The organism is Paenibacillus sp. J2L1-98 (genome assembly GCF_056269405.1).
The window spans coordinates 75,452-90,331 of the sequence record NZ_JBWDNW010000025.1; the positions used below are offsets into that span (position 1 = coordinate 75,452).

Below are 14,880 nucleotides of genomic sequence, written 5' to 3' on the forward strand. Positions count from 1 at the left end.
TACAATACAAGCTGCTATTACATCTAAGAGAAAGGAGGAGCTCAGTGCCTAAAAGCTAGAGTATGTTGCTAGAAAGACGAAGACTCACTTCAAAAAAGGAGTGCTGCTGCCTACAAACAAAGGAAACTTCATCCTTGAAAAGAGGTTAAGACATGAATGATTTAATGATCATTATGACAATTTCTGCGTTCCTGTTAACGATCGGCTTCATCTTTTGGCGCCCGCACGTCAATGAAGCGATACCTGCAACGATAGGCGCTTTGGTCGTTCTCCTCAGCGGGAGCGTTTCGCTTACCGATCTCGGTCAAATCACCGAAACGATAAGCGGAGCAGCGGTTACCATTATAGCGACTATCGTCATGGCCATTGTATTAGAAAGCTTCGGTTTCTTCTATTGGGCGGCCGAGCTGCTGCTCAAAAAAGCCCGCGGTTCCGGCATTCGCCTTTTTTGGCTAACGAATTTGTTTTGTTTTCTCATGACGCTGTTCGTAAATAATGATGGAAGCATCCTAATTACTACACCTATACTGCTGATGCTGCTGCAAAATATGGGCCTTAAAAACCATCAAAAAATACCTTATCTGCTGTCAGGCGCATTAATCGCAACGGCATCAAGCGCCCCGATCGGCGTAAGCAACATCGTCAATTTAATCGCTTTAAAAATCGTTCACATGAGTCTCTATATGCACACCGCCATGATGTTCGTTCCAGCATCGCTTGGGCTTGTACTATTGTCTCTCCTTCTATTCGTCACCTTCTATCGTACGCTCCCGAAACAACTGCCGCCTGCTTCCAGATGGGGCCTCATGCCGGGAAGCCATCCGCTCCAGCAAAACGTACCGAAAGAAAACCGCAACCGCTTCATGCGCAATATTATTATTTTCATATTTTGCGTACGCTTGAGCTTGTTTGTCGCATCGTATCTCCAGTTTTCCGTCGCCGTTACGGCTGTCATCGGATCTGCTCTGCTTCTCGGCTGGCGATGGATCTACTTAAAAATCCCGCCTGCAGACCTGCTCAAAAAGACGCCGTGGTATATTCTTATTTTCGCTTTCAGTATGTATATTATTATCTACGGCCTGAACAATATCGGACTAACGGAATGGCTGATACAGCTGCTGCAGCCTGTCGTCTCGGGAAGTCTGCTCCATGCCAGCGTCCTAATGGGCGTATTGTTAAGCGTATTGTCTAATTTTTTCAATAATCATCCCGCTTTAATGGTCGGAACACTCACTTTAACGAACATGGGTCTCGATCCTTTGACGTTAAAAATCGCATATTTAGCTAGTGTCATAGGCAGTGACATCGGATCACTCCTATTGCCGATCGGCACGTTGGCTACGCTCATGTGGATGCATATTGTGCAAAAAGCAGGAGTCCGTATCAGCTGGAGCCAATATTTAAAGGTATCCTCAATCGTCATTCCGATTACCGTTATTTTCACGCTCGTTCTATTGTCCTTTTGGGTTTCCTGGTTTTTCTAAAATAAAAAAGAGACCTTCCGTAAGGAAGGCCCCATGTTTTTTATGCACGGAACAGCCCGTAGCCGTTCAGTGGAACGACAGGCTCACTATCCACCCTAAGGCCCTGCGAGCGGCCATGGAACGCAACGTCGACAAGCCATTGCGTAAAGCTTGCAACTTCCAGCGACTCCAATTCCTGCAGCGTAAAGAAGCCGGCAGCGTCAACCTCCGCATTATCCGGAGTAGGCTCGCCGCTTACATATTCCATCTCAAACGCGACGTAAAGATTATGTATGCTCCTTGGCTGATCGCGTAATGCGACGACGTTTTTAACGATGGCGTGTACGCCGCACTCCTCCAGCACCTCTCTTTGGACCGTATCTTGAATCGCTTCCAGCTGCTCGATGTATCCGCCCGGATTCGTCCATTTGCCTTTTCCAGGCTCCTGCGCCCTGCGGACGAGCAGAATTTTGTCTTCTTTAACGACAAGCGCTCCGACACCAATACTGTAATTGCCCCAATGAATAAAGCTGCAGTTCGTACACGCCATTCTCATCGTCCCGTCAACGTTACGAGACTCCAGCTCATGACCGCATGCCATACAAAACTTCGCTTCCACCTGTCTCACCTCTGCATTAAGCTTTTATCTCATCAGATTATACGAATTATTTCAATCGCTGCATAGACCGTCCGCATGGAGGATCTTCAGAAATACAAAATGACCGCAAGCCTCACGTTGCAGTGAAGTCGCGGCCGATCCTGTTTACTCTTTCCGGAGGTCCTTGCCTTGCAGCCTACTTCGCCGTATTTCTGCCTTTGGCCGCAATGCCGCCGTTAAACGCGGTGCTGCCCTTCGTCATATTTGCTCTTTTAGCGCCCGCCGTGCTTTTTGAAGCGGTTTCGCCTTTCTCGCCTTCGGCTCCTTTAGCCCCTTTGTTTCTGCCAAACACCTTTTTCGCTAACTTCTTTTTTTCCCCCGCTTGCCAGCGATTCCAGCCTTTCTTGCCCGTTCCTCTTCCGGTTCCGCCCTTACCCTTTGCACTGCTCATCTCATCACTCCATTATGCTTTCTATGTCGAGTTACCTGTTTTACATTTACATGAAATGCAGCAGCGGCATCTATAAAGATCCTTGTTCCTCGTTATCATTATTAGTCATTATACCATTATTTCTACATCCCACACCGTCTGCAAGCAAAAGAACCGAGATCGCGGGGCTGCTGCCGCCAGCTATTTCGGTTCCAAAATCATTAAATTTCATTCCGGTTAGGATCCTTTGCAAGGATTGCCTGCCGCTTCTCAGTAGGCATGAATCGAATCGCTCATGATTTTCCAAACTATACTTTTATAACGTTCTGCCCGCAATACGAAAGCCTTTAAAGAATTTAACGCTTCTTCAGCCTGCTCCAGATAGTACTCATCGCCAAAAAGCATATACAGTCTTTTATAATCATTATATTCATCCAGCCATTCATTGAAGTAAGAAGAGGTCATGCCCATCACTCCCTTAGTTCGATCATAGAGCAAGAACATTAAGCTTTTATGAGAAAAAGATGAATCCAAGATAAGTCATTTTATAGAAGTTGAATTAAGGTCTATGACATGGAGGATTTCCCGCTAAATGAAGCTTCAGAGCGTTTAGGAAGAAATTAACAGGAGCTTTTCCAGTTAATTAATATCCGCACCTATGCTGTCTAGAACGGTTGTTTCAACGATTTGCTCCAAAATCGTACGATTGATTTGTTAACTGATCTAGCAGATTCATCATTTAAATATATTGCTAAGTTTTTAGAATATTCCCTCAATAATTGACACAAAATTAACAATACGCTTTCGTATGAGGTTTACCTGACTAAACATGGCAGTAAGCTGAGCGGGGCACCTCTTAATCGACTACGCCATCCTGCCGGTCGTAAGCGCATTCAAATGATCTCGCAGCCGCAGGAGCGGCAGCTGTTTTACAGCGGTAATCATCCGTACACGCAGCAGCTTCTGAGGACAGCAACCTTGGAATTGTTTATCTCCCATTCCACCTCTCCTTCCGTACATTCCTCTATCTTCTATTAAATAGTAAAATGCGACAAATTAAAATAGAAAATTGAAAATTTAATGTTTCCTATTTTTACTCACCCCGTCAGTCCGTCGGCTGCTTTCCTGCTATACCGCTTTAGCATATTTATGATACTTTATTTGATGGAGACCATTATTAAAAATTATCGGAGGTTTAAAGGATGACATTAATCGAGCAAAACGCAGTTGTTCTGTTTCAAGGCGACAGCATTACCGATGCGGGCCGCAACCGAAACGACGGGGCCAATCTCGGATCGGGCTATGCAAACCTTGTAACATCTCTGTTTACGAGCAAATATCCAGGCAAGCAAGCCACCTTCCTGAATCGGGGCATATCGGGCGACCGTGTCGTCGACTTGGAAGGGAGATGGGAAGAGGATTGTCTCGCTTTAAATCCGACTTGGCTGTCTATCTACGTTGGCATTAACGACACTTGGCGGCGTTATGACAGCAATGATCCAATGAGTGCCGACGATTACTACGCTACATACCTGAGACTGATTAAGCGGGCGAAGGAGCAGCTTAACGCAAATCTCATTCTTGTCGAGCCCTTCGTGCTGCCTGTTAACGAGAGCCAGAAGCAATGGCGGGAGGATCTTGATCCAAAAATTCAAGCGGTTCGCGAGCTCGCCGGAGAGTTCAAAGCGTTATACGTGCCGCTCGACGGCTTATTCGCTCAGGCTGCTGCCCAGACAGGCCCCGCATATTGGGCTCCCGATGGCGTTCACCCATCGCCAGCCGGCGCCGCACTCATCGCTAAAGCATGGCTGCAAGCCGTTCATGCACAATAGTGTGAATCATAACAAGTGGAGCAGGACGCTTAGGCATTCTGCTCCTCTTCTTGCCTACTTTCGTCTTCTAAACGTCGGACGGATATCGTAAGCCCCACTGCTTCCTGATCGTATCTAACGTGTTCATGATCGCCAGCGTCTCATCCAAAGGAATGACCGAGCTTTCGAGTCTGCCCTCGCGCAGCGCGTTCATCGCTTCCTCCGCTTCGAATGCATAACCCGCGAATTGACGGTCATCGGCGATCGATTCAGGCTCCGCGTTCTTGGCGTGAAGCGATGCCGATTTGCCGAACAAAAAGTTTGGAATATGGATATATCCTTTTGTACCATAAATATAAGCGTCATTAACCATCCCAAGCTGAACCGCTCCATTTAACGCTGCGGTGCGTCCGCCCTCATATTCGAACAACAGCGAGAACTGCTCATCTACGCCTGTCTCGCCAATTCGGGCGCTGCTCATAATATTTGCCGGCGCGCCGCCAAATATCATAGAAGCAAAGGAAACCGGATAAATGCCGGCATCAAGAAGCGCTCCGCCGCCTAGCTGAGGATCAAGAAGACGGCTCTCCGGCGCCCAGCCGATATCAAAGCCAAAATCCGCTTTCAACATGCGTATTTCGCCAATTTTATCGTCAGCTATCCATTCCCTCACCTTGCGGATAGGCGGCAAAAACCTCGTCCACATGGCTTCCATGAGGAACACTTGCTTCTCCCTTGCTAATTCAATGATTTCCTTCGCTTCCGCCGCATTCATCGTGAAGGGCTTCTCGCAAAGCACGGCTTTGCCGGCGCGCAAGAGCGCAAGCACATTCTCTTTATGTATCGGATGCAGCGTTCCCACATAGACGATATCGATTTCAGCATCGCTGGCCAGCTCGTCCACGCTGCCGTAAGCGCGAGGAATGTTAAATTGCTCAGCGAAGCTCTCCGCCTTCTCCAGGCTTCTTCCTCCGACTGCGACAAGCTCGGCGCCCTCAGCAAAGGCCAAATCTTTGGCAAATTTTGAGGAGATCCCTCCCGGACCCAAAATCCCCCACTTGATCGGTTTTAACGACATTAATTTTTCACTCCTCTGATAACATACTAATATCATTTCTTATCCTTAATTATACAGGCGAACCATCCTGCAAAGCGATCCGATTAACGAAATCGTCCGTCCGCCGGCAGATTATAGATTTTGGCTCCCGCTCCCGCTCCCGGCACCGCAGCACCATTGCAGTGCATGCCCGATCGCGCTCTGATATTCCGGCTGCTGCAGCACGGACAGGAAGTGCCCTGGCGTGAGCACGCATACCCGGCCTTCCCCCTGCTCCCTTAACCAGCCCGCCGGCTGCGTACCATGCTCCGACACCGAGGTCATAAATACTTGAATGCGCTCTTCAATGACCTCCACATGATAATGCTCATCGTTTACAGTAAAGTCTTCCGCAGCCGGACTGCCGAATAACGCCTTGTCTGTATATGTCATTGTAACGGGACAAGACTCCGGATGATGCTGAAACACTCCGCCTACCAGCCCGAAGAAAACGGGCTCATTCCGGTATCCGACCGTGCCTGCATGCAGAACGAGCAGCCCTTTACCATGCTCGACATAGCTCTGAAACTGCTGCTGAATCTCTTCCGTAAGCCATGGCGTTTTATCAGACGCCGAAATTTGGTTCGACTTCGCAAGTACGATTACATCCTGCCGGTCCATCCAGCTGCCCGACCACTCCGATGCATGCTGAATATAATCGAACTGAAAGCCCTGCTTGCTGAGCGGCTCCAAGCCCGCCATGACCGTCTTGCCCGGATGCCAATAGTCGTCACAAATTACGCCAACCTTCATCTCTTCATCCCCTTACTCTAATCAAAGCTTTATTTAAATTTTAAATGTTTGCGCAGAACATTGCTATACGCGGTTCTTCATAAACAAACAAATCAGGTGCATTTCTGCACCTGATTTGACGGTGTGGATCAGTAAAAATAGAGCAGCCGCTTCGTAGAGCTGTTCTGTCAACGACTCACGACTAAAGTCGCGAGCTTGTGACGCTCCAGTAGTGCAAATGCTACACGATGACACAGCACCTTGTATATACAAGATGCCGTCGTAGCTCCTACCTTTACCGCACCCGGCTTCATCGCCTCCATGGAAGCGTGAGGTCACATCCTCGATTTATTCTTTGGAAAATATTGGAATGGATATTTCCAAAGAAACATCGAACGGGCAGGCTGACAGCTACCCTGCGGCATAAGCGTGCTTATGCCGCATCTTTGGCGATGTACTTGTTTCCACTCTGCCAAAGATTCATCGAGGCGATGCGGTCGTCATTCGACCTGTATCCGCAGGCTCGGCAGCAAAAGAGATGCTTCTTTTTGTTGCGATTTCCTTTCGCGATGTGATTACATTTCGGGCATGTTTGCGAGGTGTATTTGGGATTGACCGCGATGGTTTTGGAGCCCGCCATCACCGCTTTGTACGTGATCATTTGGCGAAGCTGGTAATAGGCCCACGAAACTGTGACGTAACGGTTGTTTCGGTAAACCCTTTCCGCCCTCTTGCGCACGCCTTGCAAATCTTCCAGCACAAACAGCGTTTTGGCTCCATAGCGGGATATGAGTGCCTTACTGACCTGATGGTTAATATTGGTCATCCAACGGTTTTCTCTCTGCTCGATTTCTTTTAATCTTCGACGTGCAGATGACGTTTGCCGCATTTGAAGCGCTTTTCGAAGCTGTTTATAACGTGCCCGCTTATCTTTGATGCGCCGACCCGAAAAGAAGGTCGTTTTGCCCGCCGAATCATAGGCAGTGGCAACAAAATTTACCCCCATATCAATACCGATGACTTGGCCCAGCTCCTTATCTTCGATTTCATCGATTTCTTTAGTCATCGGGATATGCAGAAACCACTTACTGTGCTTGTGAACCAGCTTGGCCGTGCCAAAGCGCCAGGAACCATCGAAGAAGTGTTCCATACCCTTGGATTCGAAGGCTACCTTGACGCGGCCTTCCAAGGTATTGAGTGAGAAAACGCCTGCCGCCAAAGAATAGTCACGGTTCCAAACTAAATCGTATTCAGGGCGTTTGAACTGTACGCATGTCCGGTCATGCCCGCTTGATTCATTGGTTTTATACCTTGCGAGAACGGTTTTAAGCACCGACTGCGCCATTTGTGAACGCAAACCAAACTGCTGCCGCAAATGGGTATACGTTAGCTTGTGCAATGATCTGGCGTTTAAGGCTGTTCGTTCAAAAATGAGCTTCGAAACCATGTTGCATCCTTTTCGATATGCGGCCATGGTTTTGTGCAACAACATGGCTTAGGGAGGTTGGTTTGATTTTCAGTTTCGCGGTAAGGGTAAGATTCATGGATTCACCTCCCTGTTGATAGAGTTATACGATTATTGTATGCGATCATATGTTCGTGTACAAGCAAAACCAGGCGTTTCCTCTCATGACTGAAGTCACGGGTATCCACGCCCCTATTGATGAAAAATGGGACGGAACCGGCTACCCTCATCAGCTTGCAGGCGAAGGCATTCCGATTGAAGTCCGCATCGTCAGCGTCGTCGATGTATACGATGCTTTAACGAGCACCCGCCTTAAAAAATACAGAGGCAGCCTGAAGCATGAAGATCAGCTTCAGGCCGCCGCTGCCTCTATGATTACCGCATTTCAGGTAACCGGAATACGATATTTTCGATTAAAGTGATCCCAACATTCCCGCGCAGCGTGGCGATGGATTCGGGATGGAACTGCACTGCTACTGAGCCGGTATATAAATGTCAATTTGAGACTCTTCACGGTCTAATGCATAAATATCGTTCCAATATTCAATATCAATAGGTCGGCAGCCGTACGTATTGTTTATAAAATCATAAGTGGCACCAATCTGTGATTCTGCACCTGTATGTACAATTTTGATATAACGGCCGGAAGTTACGGTATGCGTTATCATGTCACTAGGAATTTCACCATACGAGTTCACTTCGAAGCCGATTACATGCTGATAGGGCACATCGGGAGTCCATTGACCGTCGTAAGGATAGATTTGAATTAAATAAATGCCAGTTCCTATCCTGTTTTCAATCTCACTCACTCTTCTCGCTAAATCCTCACGCAATGCGCCCACAATTCCCGATTCTAAAACATGGTTTAGACTTTCGGTTATCGTGAAGCCAACCAGCCTGATCTCTTCCCTTTCCATTTGATCGACTTGATAAGTTTTCAATGTTATTTCCCTCCCTATTGTATGGAAAATATACCCATAACAAGGATAGCAAACATACGTTCGGTTATAAAGATTTAAATTAGTTATATGCAACACATAACTCCCGTTCATTCATGCAATGTACACTGGTATTAAGCGAAAAAGACAGCCGATAATTACCGTTCACATCTACATTTACGCGCAAAATGATTAACAGGAAAAACCCCTGTTAATTTCCCCCTTGGAAGCCTGCAGCTTCATTTAGCTGGAAATCCTCCATGTATTTTGCAGGAAATCGACACTTTAAGGGGTTATTGCGAGATTTGAAGGAGAAATTCCTGATAAAATAAGTGAAAACCTATGTTCATCAAATGAGATGGAGTTTTTCCCTTCACAACCCCAACACCCGATAGCGCAAAACAAACAAAGGTGCTAATTGAAAGAACCGCCATAAACGACTCATCCCTGTCGACATGCTATCAATGTGATTAGCATTTATAGCTATTAAAAAGACAGTAGTTATCAGAACGCTCCAACTTATTGCTCCATACAAAGGGGGAATCCTATTTTTCCGCATGAAGTCACTCCATTATTTTTATGTTAAGTCATTGAAACAAAGGCTGCCGATCTTACAAGCTATAAAATATACGCTCCCCGGACAAAAAAGGGAGACCATGTTTAGCGCATAATTGCGGCATCCTTTCGCGAATCCAAGGATGCACTTCTTCATTTTCCATGTGAAAGGCGTAATATCCGAAAATAGCGAGCAGCATAAATCCTTCTATTACAGGGATAACATTTTCAGTTACTTCACAATCCCCATAATACGACTTAAGAAATTGTCTTCTGCGTTCTGACGGAACCATTAAGGCTCCCATTGCAACATCCAACAAATAATAACCGGATCCGAACAGCCCAAAGTCAATGAAGCATATTTCACCTTCGCGGTTGACGATCATATTGCCCAAATTTAAATCACCGTGGACGATTCCCCAGCAATCTGCCGACTTCCCCATTCTTTCGAGGCGGGAGTTAATGAGCTGGAACGTCTCCTCAACAATCTGAAAATCCGAAGGGACAATCAAGCCTGTCCCGACGCCGCGTTTTATTTCAGAAAGCTTTTGGACATTTCGTTCTATACCTTGATTAGGCCGGCAGTTAGAGTCAAATTGAGAATTGTACGTACGGAAAAAGCTGTGCAGTTTAGCGGTTTGAGCACCTAATTGCATCACAACTAGTTCTGCTGCCACGTCTTCCTTTTGCAAATCCGTTCCTTCAATCCATGTTAATAACGAACAGTTTATCATTTTCCCGTCGCAATCTGCTTTTGCAATGAAATTTCCGCAGCGGTCGTGAACCGGGCGTTGAACGATAAGATTGGTTTGGTTTGCAATTTCATCTAACAGCCGCAGCTCGCTTAATAAACCGTCCCAGGTATGCTGCAGCCCTTCCATATTTTTAGTAACCGGTTGATGAACGCGCAGCAAATACGAGTTTCCATTGACTACATCGTTGACTTTATAAGTCCTATTTTCGTTATGTCTAATAAATGTAATATCAGGCTGCTGAATGCCATACTTGCTAAGGACCTCAATCAGAGAGTCATCCGTCATATAAGAGCTTCCCTTCCTTTGCTCATACCATATCCAACTGATCCGGCAGCGTCGCCCAATTATGTTCGATCCAATGCATTTCTTCGACAAACCGGCTAAGCAAGCCGCGCAGCCCGCTTTCGGCACGAACCTCCGTACGAAGCCACCAGATGGATTCGATCAAGTAAAGCATGCGCATAGCCCGGGAAAGCATGCCTGGCGATACATCAGAATGCTCACGGTATCCCTCCATAAAAGGCCGTACTGTCTCCATCCGTATCCGGCCGTCCCGCAGAGCGCCTGACAAAACCGCGCGGGCCACATCGATTTCCTGGTATGCCATCGACATCCGGTCAAAGTCGACAATGCCGGCTAATCCATGTTCTTGCAGCAATATATTATCCACCCACAAATCCCAATGCAGCCATCCGGCAGAACTTGAATCAAACATATGAAAATCGATCGATTTGACGATGTCCTGTGAACGTCTAAGCCACTCCAATACCGTCTTATCTCCCGCTTCCTGCGCCTTTTCCCAATTGCCCCGCCACTCTTTCAAATAAGCGTCCCTGTTCGGTTTCCAGGCAGGCTTGTCCAACGGCGGTACGGATCGCAGCCACTTGTGCATTCGCACCGTCGCCGCGCCTAATTCAAACATTTGAGCGGCATTCAAGCACCCGGCTTGAGCCGTATGACCGTCCACCCAATCCAGCACGGTATAAAATAACCCCGACGCCGTTTCCTGTATGAACTGTTCCTTGTAAAAATAAACCGTTGGACACGGTATTCCGGCCGCGCTCAGTCCCTGCTGCAGCCGGAGCGTCTTCTCGATCGCGCTTCTTTTATCAGGATGCGTATGCAGCTTGTATCGCTCCGGATGATAATACTTTACGAATATCGGGCCTTTGTCCGTTACCATCTTCCACTTCACGTTGAGCCAGCCCTTATCGATTGGCAGCACTTCACTCATGGATAGGCAGAACCGCTCTTTAAGATGGTCCGCGATTTCAGCCGCCCAGCGCTCCTTTGCTTCTTGAATCATATAGCGGCAACCTATCCTTTCAGCTATTAAATTTCAAAAGTTAGAATTGGTGGGTTGATTGGCAGTCATTGTTAATACATCAACTATAGCCGCTTCTCTTACAAAAGTTAACTGTAATTCGGTCGCATAAGCAAAAAGGAACAGCTGCCGCGGCAAACTGCTCCACATTATACCCGTTAGTGCGGGGATTTTCTAATTTGGTTCATAAACTCATGAGTACTGTGCTGCCCATTAACGCAGAAAAAGCTGCCGATTGAGTAAAGTCGGCAGCTTTCTATACAGTTCTAAGCGCTTGAACTCCATTTCTCAAGTTCAATAGACGGCGCCTCCTTATTTTTACGTGCATTGAGTAAAAACAGAAACATAAGCAGAGCACAGCCGGCCAACACCCAAATTGTATTTGCCGCTTGAAAATGATCCATGCTCCAGCCGGTCAACAAAGGAAGTATCGCCCCTCCGACTCCGCCCGATGCGATCAGAATGCTTGTCGTTTGTTTCGTTTTTCCCGGGAAAACACGATTGGCGAATACGATCACGATGGCGAAGATGCCCGACAAAAAAAGCCCGATCATTACGACAACCGTGAACGCGGCAATCTTATTTTGGACTAGAGTCATCAAAATGAGACATAGAATGGCACCTAGGGAGCTGACTGCCAGAAACCTGTAATAGTTGATTTTCTCAGCGATTATGCCTGAAAATAACCGGCCGATAACCATTGCGATCCAAAAAAACGTGACCGAGAGCGTTGCTTCCGATGAATTCAGCTGAATATGCTGCACAAAGATCGACGGCAGGAAATTTATTATGCTTGTTTCAATTCCGACATACAGGAATACGAAGCCGATAAAGAAAGAAAGCCTGGAAAAAGCAAATCGCGTTTGGCCGGATGTGTCGAAGGCTGCAGCATTCCTTTCCGGATTTTGATGCGTCCTTATGCCGGCATTAGCATGACTAACCATTTTGCTGCTCCAAAGAATCAGGTTGATAACGGCGAATAATGTGACGATTGCAAAGGACCAAATCCAAACATGCTGCGCGATCAAGAAGCTGGAAGCAAGCGGCATGACCAAAGCCCCGATTCCAAATGAAACCTCCAGCCGGCTCATCGTAACAGCTCCATTATTCGTGGATTCCAATAGAAATGTGCCTATAGCCGTTTGAGTCATGCCAAATCCAAACCCATTTATAGCAGCAAGCAGCATAACCAGGTACCAGTGCGGGTGAAATAACAAGGCGGCATGTACGATGGCTAAACAAAGCATTCCCGGCAATATCGTCCGCTGATAGCCTAACCGCTCGGAAGCTTTCGGTGCGATAACGACCCCGATGAAAAATCCGACGAACTGGGTGAAAACCAATTGACCGCCGCTGCTGTAATTCCGGCCGTAATCCTGCAGCATTTCCGGTAACAGCGCACCAAACACGACCGTTGCAAGTCCGATTAGAAAATATGCCGAGCAGCTGAGCCAAACAACCCGTTTCATCCAATCAACACCTTTCCATCCGTTCCGTTGCCAATGAGCGGTTATAGGAGATGATGCGGTCTATCGCTTCAGCAACTGAATTTATGACCGTGCCCGCATGCTTCCTTACGTCAGCATGACTGCCGCTCATGGCAAAGCTATGCTCCGTTATGGCAAACATGGATAGATCGTTAAAGGAATCGCCTATGCATGCAACTTCGTTTGGATGCAGTCCGAGCTCTTTGATCAATAGCGATATCGCTATCCCTTTCGAAACATTTAACGGCATGACATCAAGGCAATCCTTATCGGAAATAAACGTTTCTATCCTGCCATCAAACTGACGATTCAAATCAGCCTTCAATTGATTTAACTTTTCAAGCTCGCCGAAGTAGGAAATTTTACAGCATCTCATTTCATCCGCTTTTAAAGCTGCCTCCAAATCGCCGCGCACTGAACAAGCCGTTAAAATACGCGCTTCATACGGAAGCGAGGTGTCTGTGCGTTCCTTTAAATAAAACGAATCATCCGCACAATGAACAAAATTTACAAAATGGTCGAAGCTGCGGGTAGTTTGAAGCAGTTCAGCGGATAATTCGGGCTCAAAAAAGGAGGATGCCAAGAGCGCGAGATCCTTCTTGTGAACAGTTGCCCCGTTCTGGCCGATCGCATGATAGCGGTCTTTGAATGGCTGCATCACGAGCTTGATTTCCGAATACATCCTGCCTGATGCGATGCATAATTCGAAGCCTTCAAGCAGCGCCCTTTTCACCGCTTCCAAATCTCTATTGTTAATTCGCCGCGTATGGTCCAATAAAGTACCGTCTAAATCGCTGACAATCAGTTTAATCATCGCTCTCATCCTCCGATACGACTAATAACTCCACGTGATGCTCCGCAAGCTTTTCCATCATTTCACGATTAGGCTTCTTGTTCGTAATCAACAAATCAATGGAATCCAAACCCGCTATTTTGTAAAACATTTGATCGCCGAACTTCGTATGGTCTGCGAGTACAATGACCTGATTTGCCCGTTTAATCATTTCACGCTTAACAACCCCGTCTTCCTCTTGCGGATACGATATGCCATTAGGCGTAATGCCGCAGGCGCCAAGAAATAATTTATCCACCTGGTAATCGGCTAACTTATCAATCGTGGACTGCCCAAATAGAAAACGGTGCTGTGCGTGCAATTCCCCGCCTAACAAAATCGTTCTTACTCCTTTTTTTCTGGACAGCACATCTGCATTATCGATCGAATTCGTTACGGCAACGACATTTTCGGCGGATAAATTTTCCGCGGCGAACTGAACGGTGGTTGAAGCATCCATCATAATAAAGTCCCCGTTTTTAACGAGTGAAGCTGCAAAATGTCCGATCTCACGCTTCTCGCCGGATTCTCTTCCAAGACGCTCTTTATACTCGTATATTTCTTTTGTTTTTTTCGGCAAAACGGCTCCGCCGTGTGTACGGAGAACGAGGCCCAGCTCCTCCATCTTCAATAAATCCCGGCGGGCGGTATCTCGGGATACCTCATATTGCTGGCAAATATCTTTGATATCGATGCGTTGATGCTGATTCAAATGCTCCATAATCGCGTTTATCCGCTCTTCTTGAAACAAGCTCAATCCCTCCTTTTCATAAAGATAAGCGGTGCATATCTATGTATCATATAAGGCATTATACAACATGTGTATAAGCAATCACAATCATTTTTCGTCTTTTATGCATCATTCTTCTTCGGCTTGCGGCGTTCTAACTTCGTTAAGTCTGATTTTATAAATCTCTCCCCACTGTTTCATCGATAGGATGATCGGTTCTAACGTTTTTCCAAAATCAGTGAGAGAGTATTCCACTCTTTAAACCGGTACCCATACACTGGACACTAAGAAGTGTTTAGCGTATGGGTACCTTTATGTATGCTGGAATGAACAGTGAGGCGAGCTTATGGGTTAAAAAACACTTTAATAAAAACGAGTGGAGCAGTGCACGGTTCGTTTGAAGAAAGCTTACGAAGAAAACGGGATCATTGGATTGGCGGACTCACGCAAAGAAGCAGCTTTGCGACCTTTAAAACGGAGATTAACTCCCGAAGAGATTATTGCCAGACAGGAAGCGAAGATTAGACTTTCGGAGGCTCAGCTGGAGTACACAAAAAAGTTAACTCAAGTGTCGTTTCAAAAAGTATCCGTATTTCTCTGTTGAACATTCGTAACAGGTTGCGATCTCTTGCGATTGCATAATAAAAAGACCCGAACTAGATAC

General features: G+C 46.7%; 15 protein-coding genes and 2 pseudogenes. 3 read left to right on the top strand and 14 right to left on the bottom strand.

Features of this window, described 5'->3' with window-relative positions:
• Nucleotides 1-152 precede the first annotated feature (152 nt).
• Nucleotides 153-1,484, top strand: a complete 1,332-nt coding sequence (locus AC0YNZ_RS26990; protein ID WP_475829548.1) for an arsenic transporter — start codon at nucleotides 153-155, stop codon at nucleotides 1,482-1,484.
• Nucleotides 1,485-1,524: 40 nt separating this feature from the next.
• Here AC0YNZ_RS26990 and AC0YNZ_RS26995 read toward each other — a convergent pair whose 3' ends face one another.
• The 4 genes and pseudogenes from AC0YNZ_RS26995 to AC0YNZ_RS27010 form a co-directional block, all read right to left on the bottom strand.
• Nucleotides 1,525-2,082 (bottom strand): NUDIX domain-containing protein, encoded by a 558-nt coding sequence (locus AC0YNZ_RS26995; protein ID WP_475829549.1) that lies wholly within the window; start codon nucleotides 2,080-2,082, stop codon nucleotides 1,525-1,527.
• A gap of 283 nt (nucleotides 2,083-2,365) precedes the next feature.
• A pseudogene (locus tag AC0YNZ_RS27000) lies at nucleotides 2,366-2,512 on the bottom strand (DUF3934 family protein); the annotation flags it as partial.
• Between the two features lie 249 nt (nucleotides 2,513-2,761).
• Complete coding sequence (locus tag AC0YNZ_RS27005) at nucleotides 2,762-2,956, bottom strand: hypothetical protein (protein WP_110773178.1); 195 nt, start codon at nucleotides 2,954-2,956, stop codon at nucleotides 2,762-2,764.
• A 399-nt stretch (nucleotides 2,957-3,355) separates the two neighbouring features.
• Nucleotides 3,356-3,490 (bottom strand): hypothetical protein, encoded by a 135-nt coding sequence (locus tag AC0YNZ_RS27010; protein WP_475829550.1) that lies wholly within the window; start codon nucleotides 3,488-3,490, stop codon nucleotides 3,356-3,358.
• Between the two features lie 203 nt (nucleotides 3,491-3,693).
• Between AC0YNZ_RS27010 and AC0YNZ_RS27015 the strand changes: the two genes are divergently transcribed.
• The gene (locus AC0YNZ_RS27015; protein ID WP_475829551.1) at nucleotides 3,694-4,323 is read left to right on the top strand and encodes an SGNH/GDSL hydrolase family protein; all 630 of its coding nucleotides are present in this window, start codon (nucleotides 3,694-3,696) and stop codon (nucleotides 4,321-4,323) included.
• 67 nt (nucleotides 4,324-4,390) lie between these two features.
• Here AC0YNZ_RS27015 and AC0YNZ_RS27020 read toward each other — a convergent pair whose 3' ends face one another.
• From AC0YNZ_RS27020 to AC0YNZ_RS27030, 3 genes and pseudogenes are all read right to left on the bottom strand, one after another.
• Entirely contained in the window at nucleotides 4,391-5,380 is a 990-nt protein-coding gene (locus AC0YNZ_RS27020; RefSeq protein WP_475829552.1) for a Gfo/Idh/MocA family protein, read from the bottom strand.
• A 111-nt stretch (nucleotides 5,381-5,491) separates the two neighbouring features.
• The gene (locus AC0YNZ_RS27025) at nucleotides 5,492-6,151 is read right to left on the bottom strand and encodes a ThuA domain-containing protein (RefSeq protein ID WP_475829553.1); all 660 of its coding nucleotides are present in this window, start codon (nucleotides 6,149-6,151) and stop codon (nucleotides 5,492-5,494) included.
• Nucleotides 6,152-6,563: 412 nt separating this feature from the next.
• Nucleotides 6,564-7,674, bottom strand: a pseudogene (locus tag AC0YNZ_RS27030) (RNA-guided endonuclease InsQ/TnpB family protein).
• A gap of 49 nt (nucleotides 7,675-7,723) precedes the next feature.
• Between AC0YNZ_RS27030 and AC0YNZ_RS27035 the strand changes: the two are divergent.
• Nucleotides 7,724-8,017, top strand: coding sequence for an HD-GYP domain-containing protein (locus AC0YNZ_RS27035; protein WP_475829554.1), 294 nt, complete (start codon nucleotides 7,724-7,726; stop codon nucleotides 8,015-8,017).
• A gap of 51 nt (nucleotides 8,018-8,068) precedes the next feature.
• On the opposite strand, the gene AC0YNZ_RS27040 is transcribed toward AC0YNZ_RS27035, so the two are convergent.
• The 7 genes from AC0YNZ_RS27040 to AC0YNZ_RS27070 form a co-directional block, all read right to left on the bottom strand.
• Nucleotides 8,069-8,536 (bottom strand): GyrI-like domain-containing protein, encoded by a 468-nt coding sequence (locus tag AC0YNZ_RS27040; RefSeq protein ID WP_475829555.1) that lies wholly within the window; start codon nucleotides 8,534-8,536, stop codon nucleotides 8,069-8,071.
• 608 nt (nucleotides 8,537-9,144) lie between these two features.
• A complete protein-coding gene (locus AC0YNZ_RS27045) occupies nucleotides 9,145-10,128 on the bottom strand; it encodes a phosphotransferase enzyme family protein (RefSeq protein ID WP_475829556.1) in 984 nt (327 codons plus the stop codon).
• A 22-nt stretch (nucleotides 10,129-10,150) separates the two neighbouring features.
• Nucleotides 10,151-11,149, bottom strand: a complete 999-nt coding sequence (locus AC0YNZ_RS27050) for a phosphotransferase enzyme family protein (RefSeq protein ID WP_475829557.1) — start codon at nucleotides 11,147-11,149, stop codon at nucleotides 10,151-10,153.
• Nucleotides 11,150-11,433: 284 nt separating this feature from the next.
• A complete protein-coding gene (locus AC0YNZ_RS27055) occupies nucleotides 11,434-12,636 on the bottom strand; it encodes an MFS transporter (RefSeq protein ID WP_475829558.1) in 1,203 nt (400 codons plus the stop codon).
• A gap of 4 nt (nucleotides 12,637-12,640) precedes the next feature.
• The gene (locus AC0YNZ_RS27060; RefSeq protein ID WP_475829559.1) at nucleotides 12,641-13,468 is read right to left on the bottom strand and encodes an HAD family hydrolase; all 828 of its coding nucleotides are present in this window, start codon (nucleotides 13,466-13,468) and stop codon (nucleotides 12,641-12,643) included.
• Nucleotides 13,461-14,237 carry a DeoR/GlpR family DNA-binding transcription regulator gene (locus tag AC0YNZ_RS27065; protein WP_475829560.1) on the bottom strand — a complete coding sequence of 259 codons (777 nt, stop codon included), beginning with the start codon at nucleotides 14,235-14,237 and terminating at the stop codon, nucleotides 13,461-13,463. The genes AC0YNZ_RS27060 and AC0YNZ_RS27065 overlap by 8 nt, the downstream gene beginning before the upstream one ends.
• Nucleotides 14,238-14,345: 108 nt before the next feature.
• Nucleotides 14,346-14,471 carry a winged helix-turn-helix transcriptional regulator gene (locus AC0YNZ_RS27070; RefSeq protein WP_475829561.1) on the bottom strand — a complete coding sequence of 42 codons (126 nt, stop codon included), beginning with the start codon at nucleotides 14,469-14,471 and terminating at the stop codon, nucleotides 14,346-14,348.
• Nucleotides 14,472-14,880 lie beyond the last annotated feature (409 nt).

Bases quoted from the DNA above. Each gene is read 5' to 3' on its own strand.
- AC0YNZ_RS27050 (WP_475829557.1), bottom strand. From the start codon at position 11,149: ATGATTCAAGAAGCAAAGGAGCGCTGGGCGGCTGAAATCGCGGACCAT.
- AC0YNZ_RS27010 (WP_475829550.1), bottom strand. From the start codon at position 3,490: ATGGGAGATAAACAATTCCAAGGTTGCTGTCCTCAGAAGCTGCTGCGT.
- AC0YNZ_RS27035 (WP_475829554.1), top strand. From the start codon at position 7,724: ATGTTCGTGTACAAGCAAAACCAGGCGTTTCCTCTCATGACTGAAGTC.
- AC0YNZ_RS27015 (WP_475829551.1), top strand. From the start codon at position 3,694: ATGACATTAATCGAGCAAAACGCAGTTGTTCTGTTTCAAGGCGACAGC.
- AC0YNZ_RS27045 (WP_475829556.1), bottom strand. From the start codon at position 10,128: ATGACGGATGACTCTCTGATTGAGGTCCTTAGCAAGTATGGCATTCAG.
- AC0YNZ_RS27005 (WP_110773178.1), bottom strand. From the start codon at position 2,956: ATGACCTCTTCTTACTTCAATGAATGGCTGGATGAATATAATGATTAT.
- AC0YNZ_RS27060 (WP_475829559.1), bottom strand. From the start codon at position 13,468: ATGATTAAACTGATTGTCAGCGATTTAGACGGTACTTTATTGGACCAT.
- AC0YNZ_RS26990 (WP_475829548.1), top strand. From the start codon at position 153: ATGAATGATTTAATGATCATTATGACAATTTCTGCGTTCCTGTTAACG.
- AC0YNZ_RS27025 (WP_475829553.1), bottom strand. From the start codon at position 6,151: ATGAAGGTTGGCGTAATTTGTGACGACTATTGGCATCCGGGCAAGACG.
- AC0YNZ_RS27020 (WP_475829552.1), bottom strand. From the start codon at position 5,380: ATGTCGTTAAAACCGATCAAGTGGGGGATTTTGGGTCCGGGAGGGATC.
- AC0YNZ_RS27055 (WP_475829558.1), bottom strand. From the start codon at position 12,636: ATGAAACGGGTTGTTTGGCTCAGCTGCTCGGCATATTTTCTAATCGGA.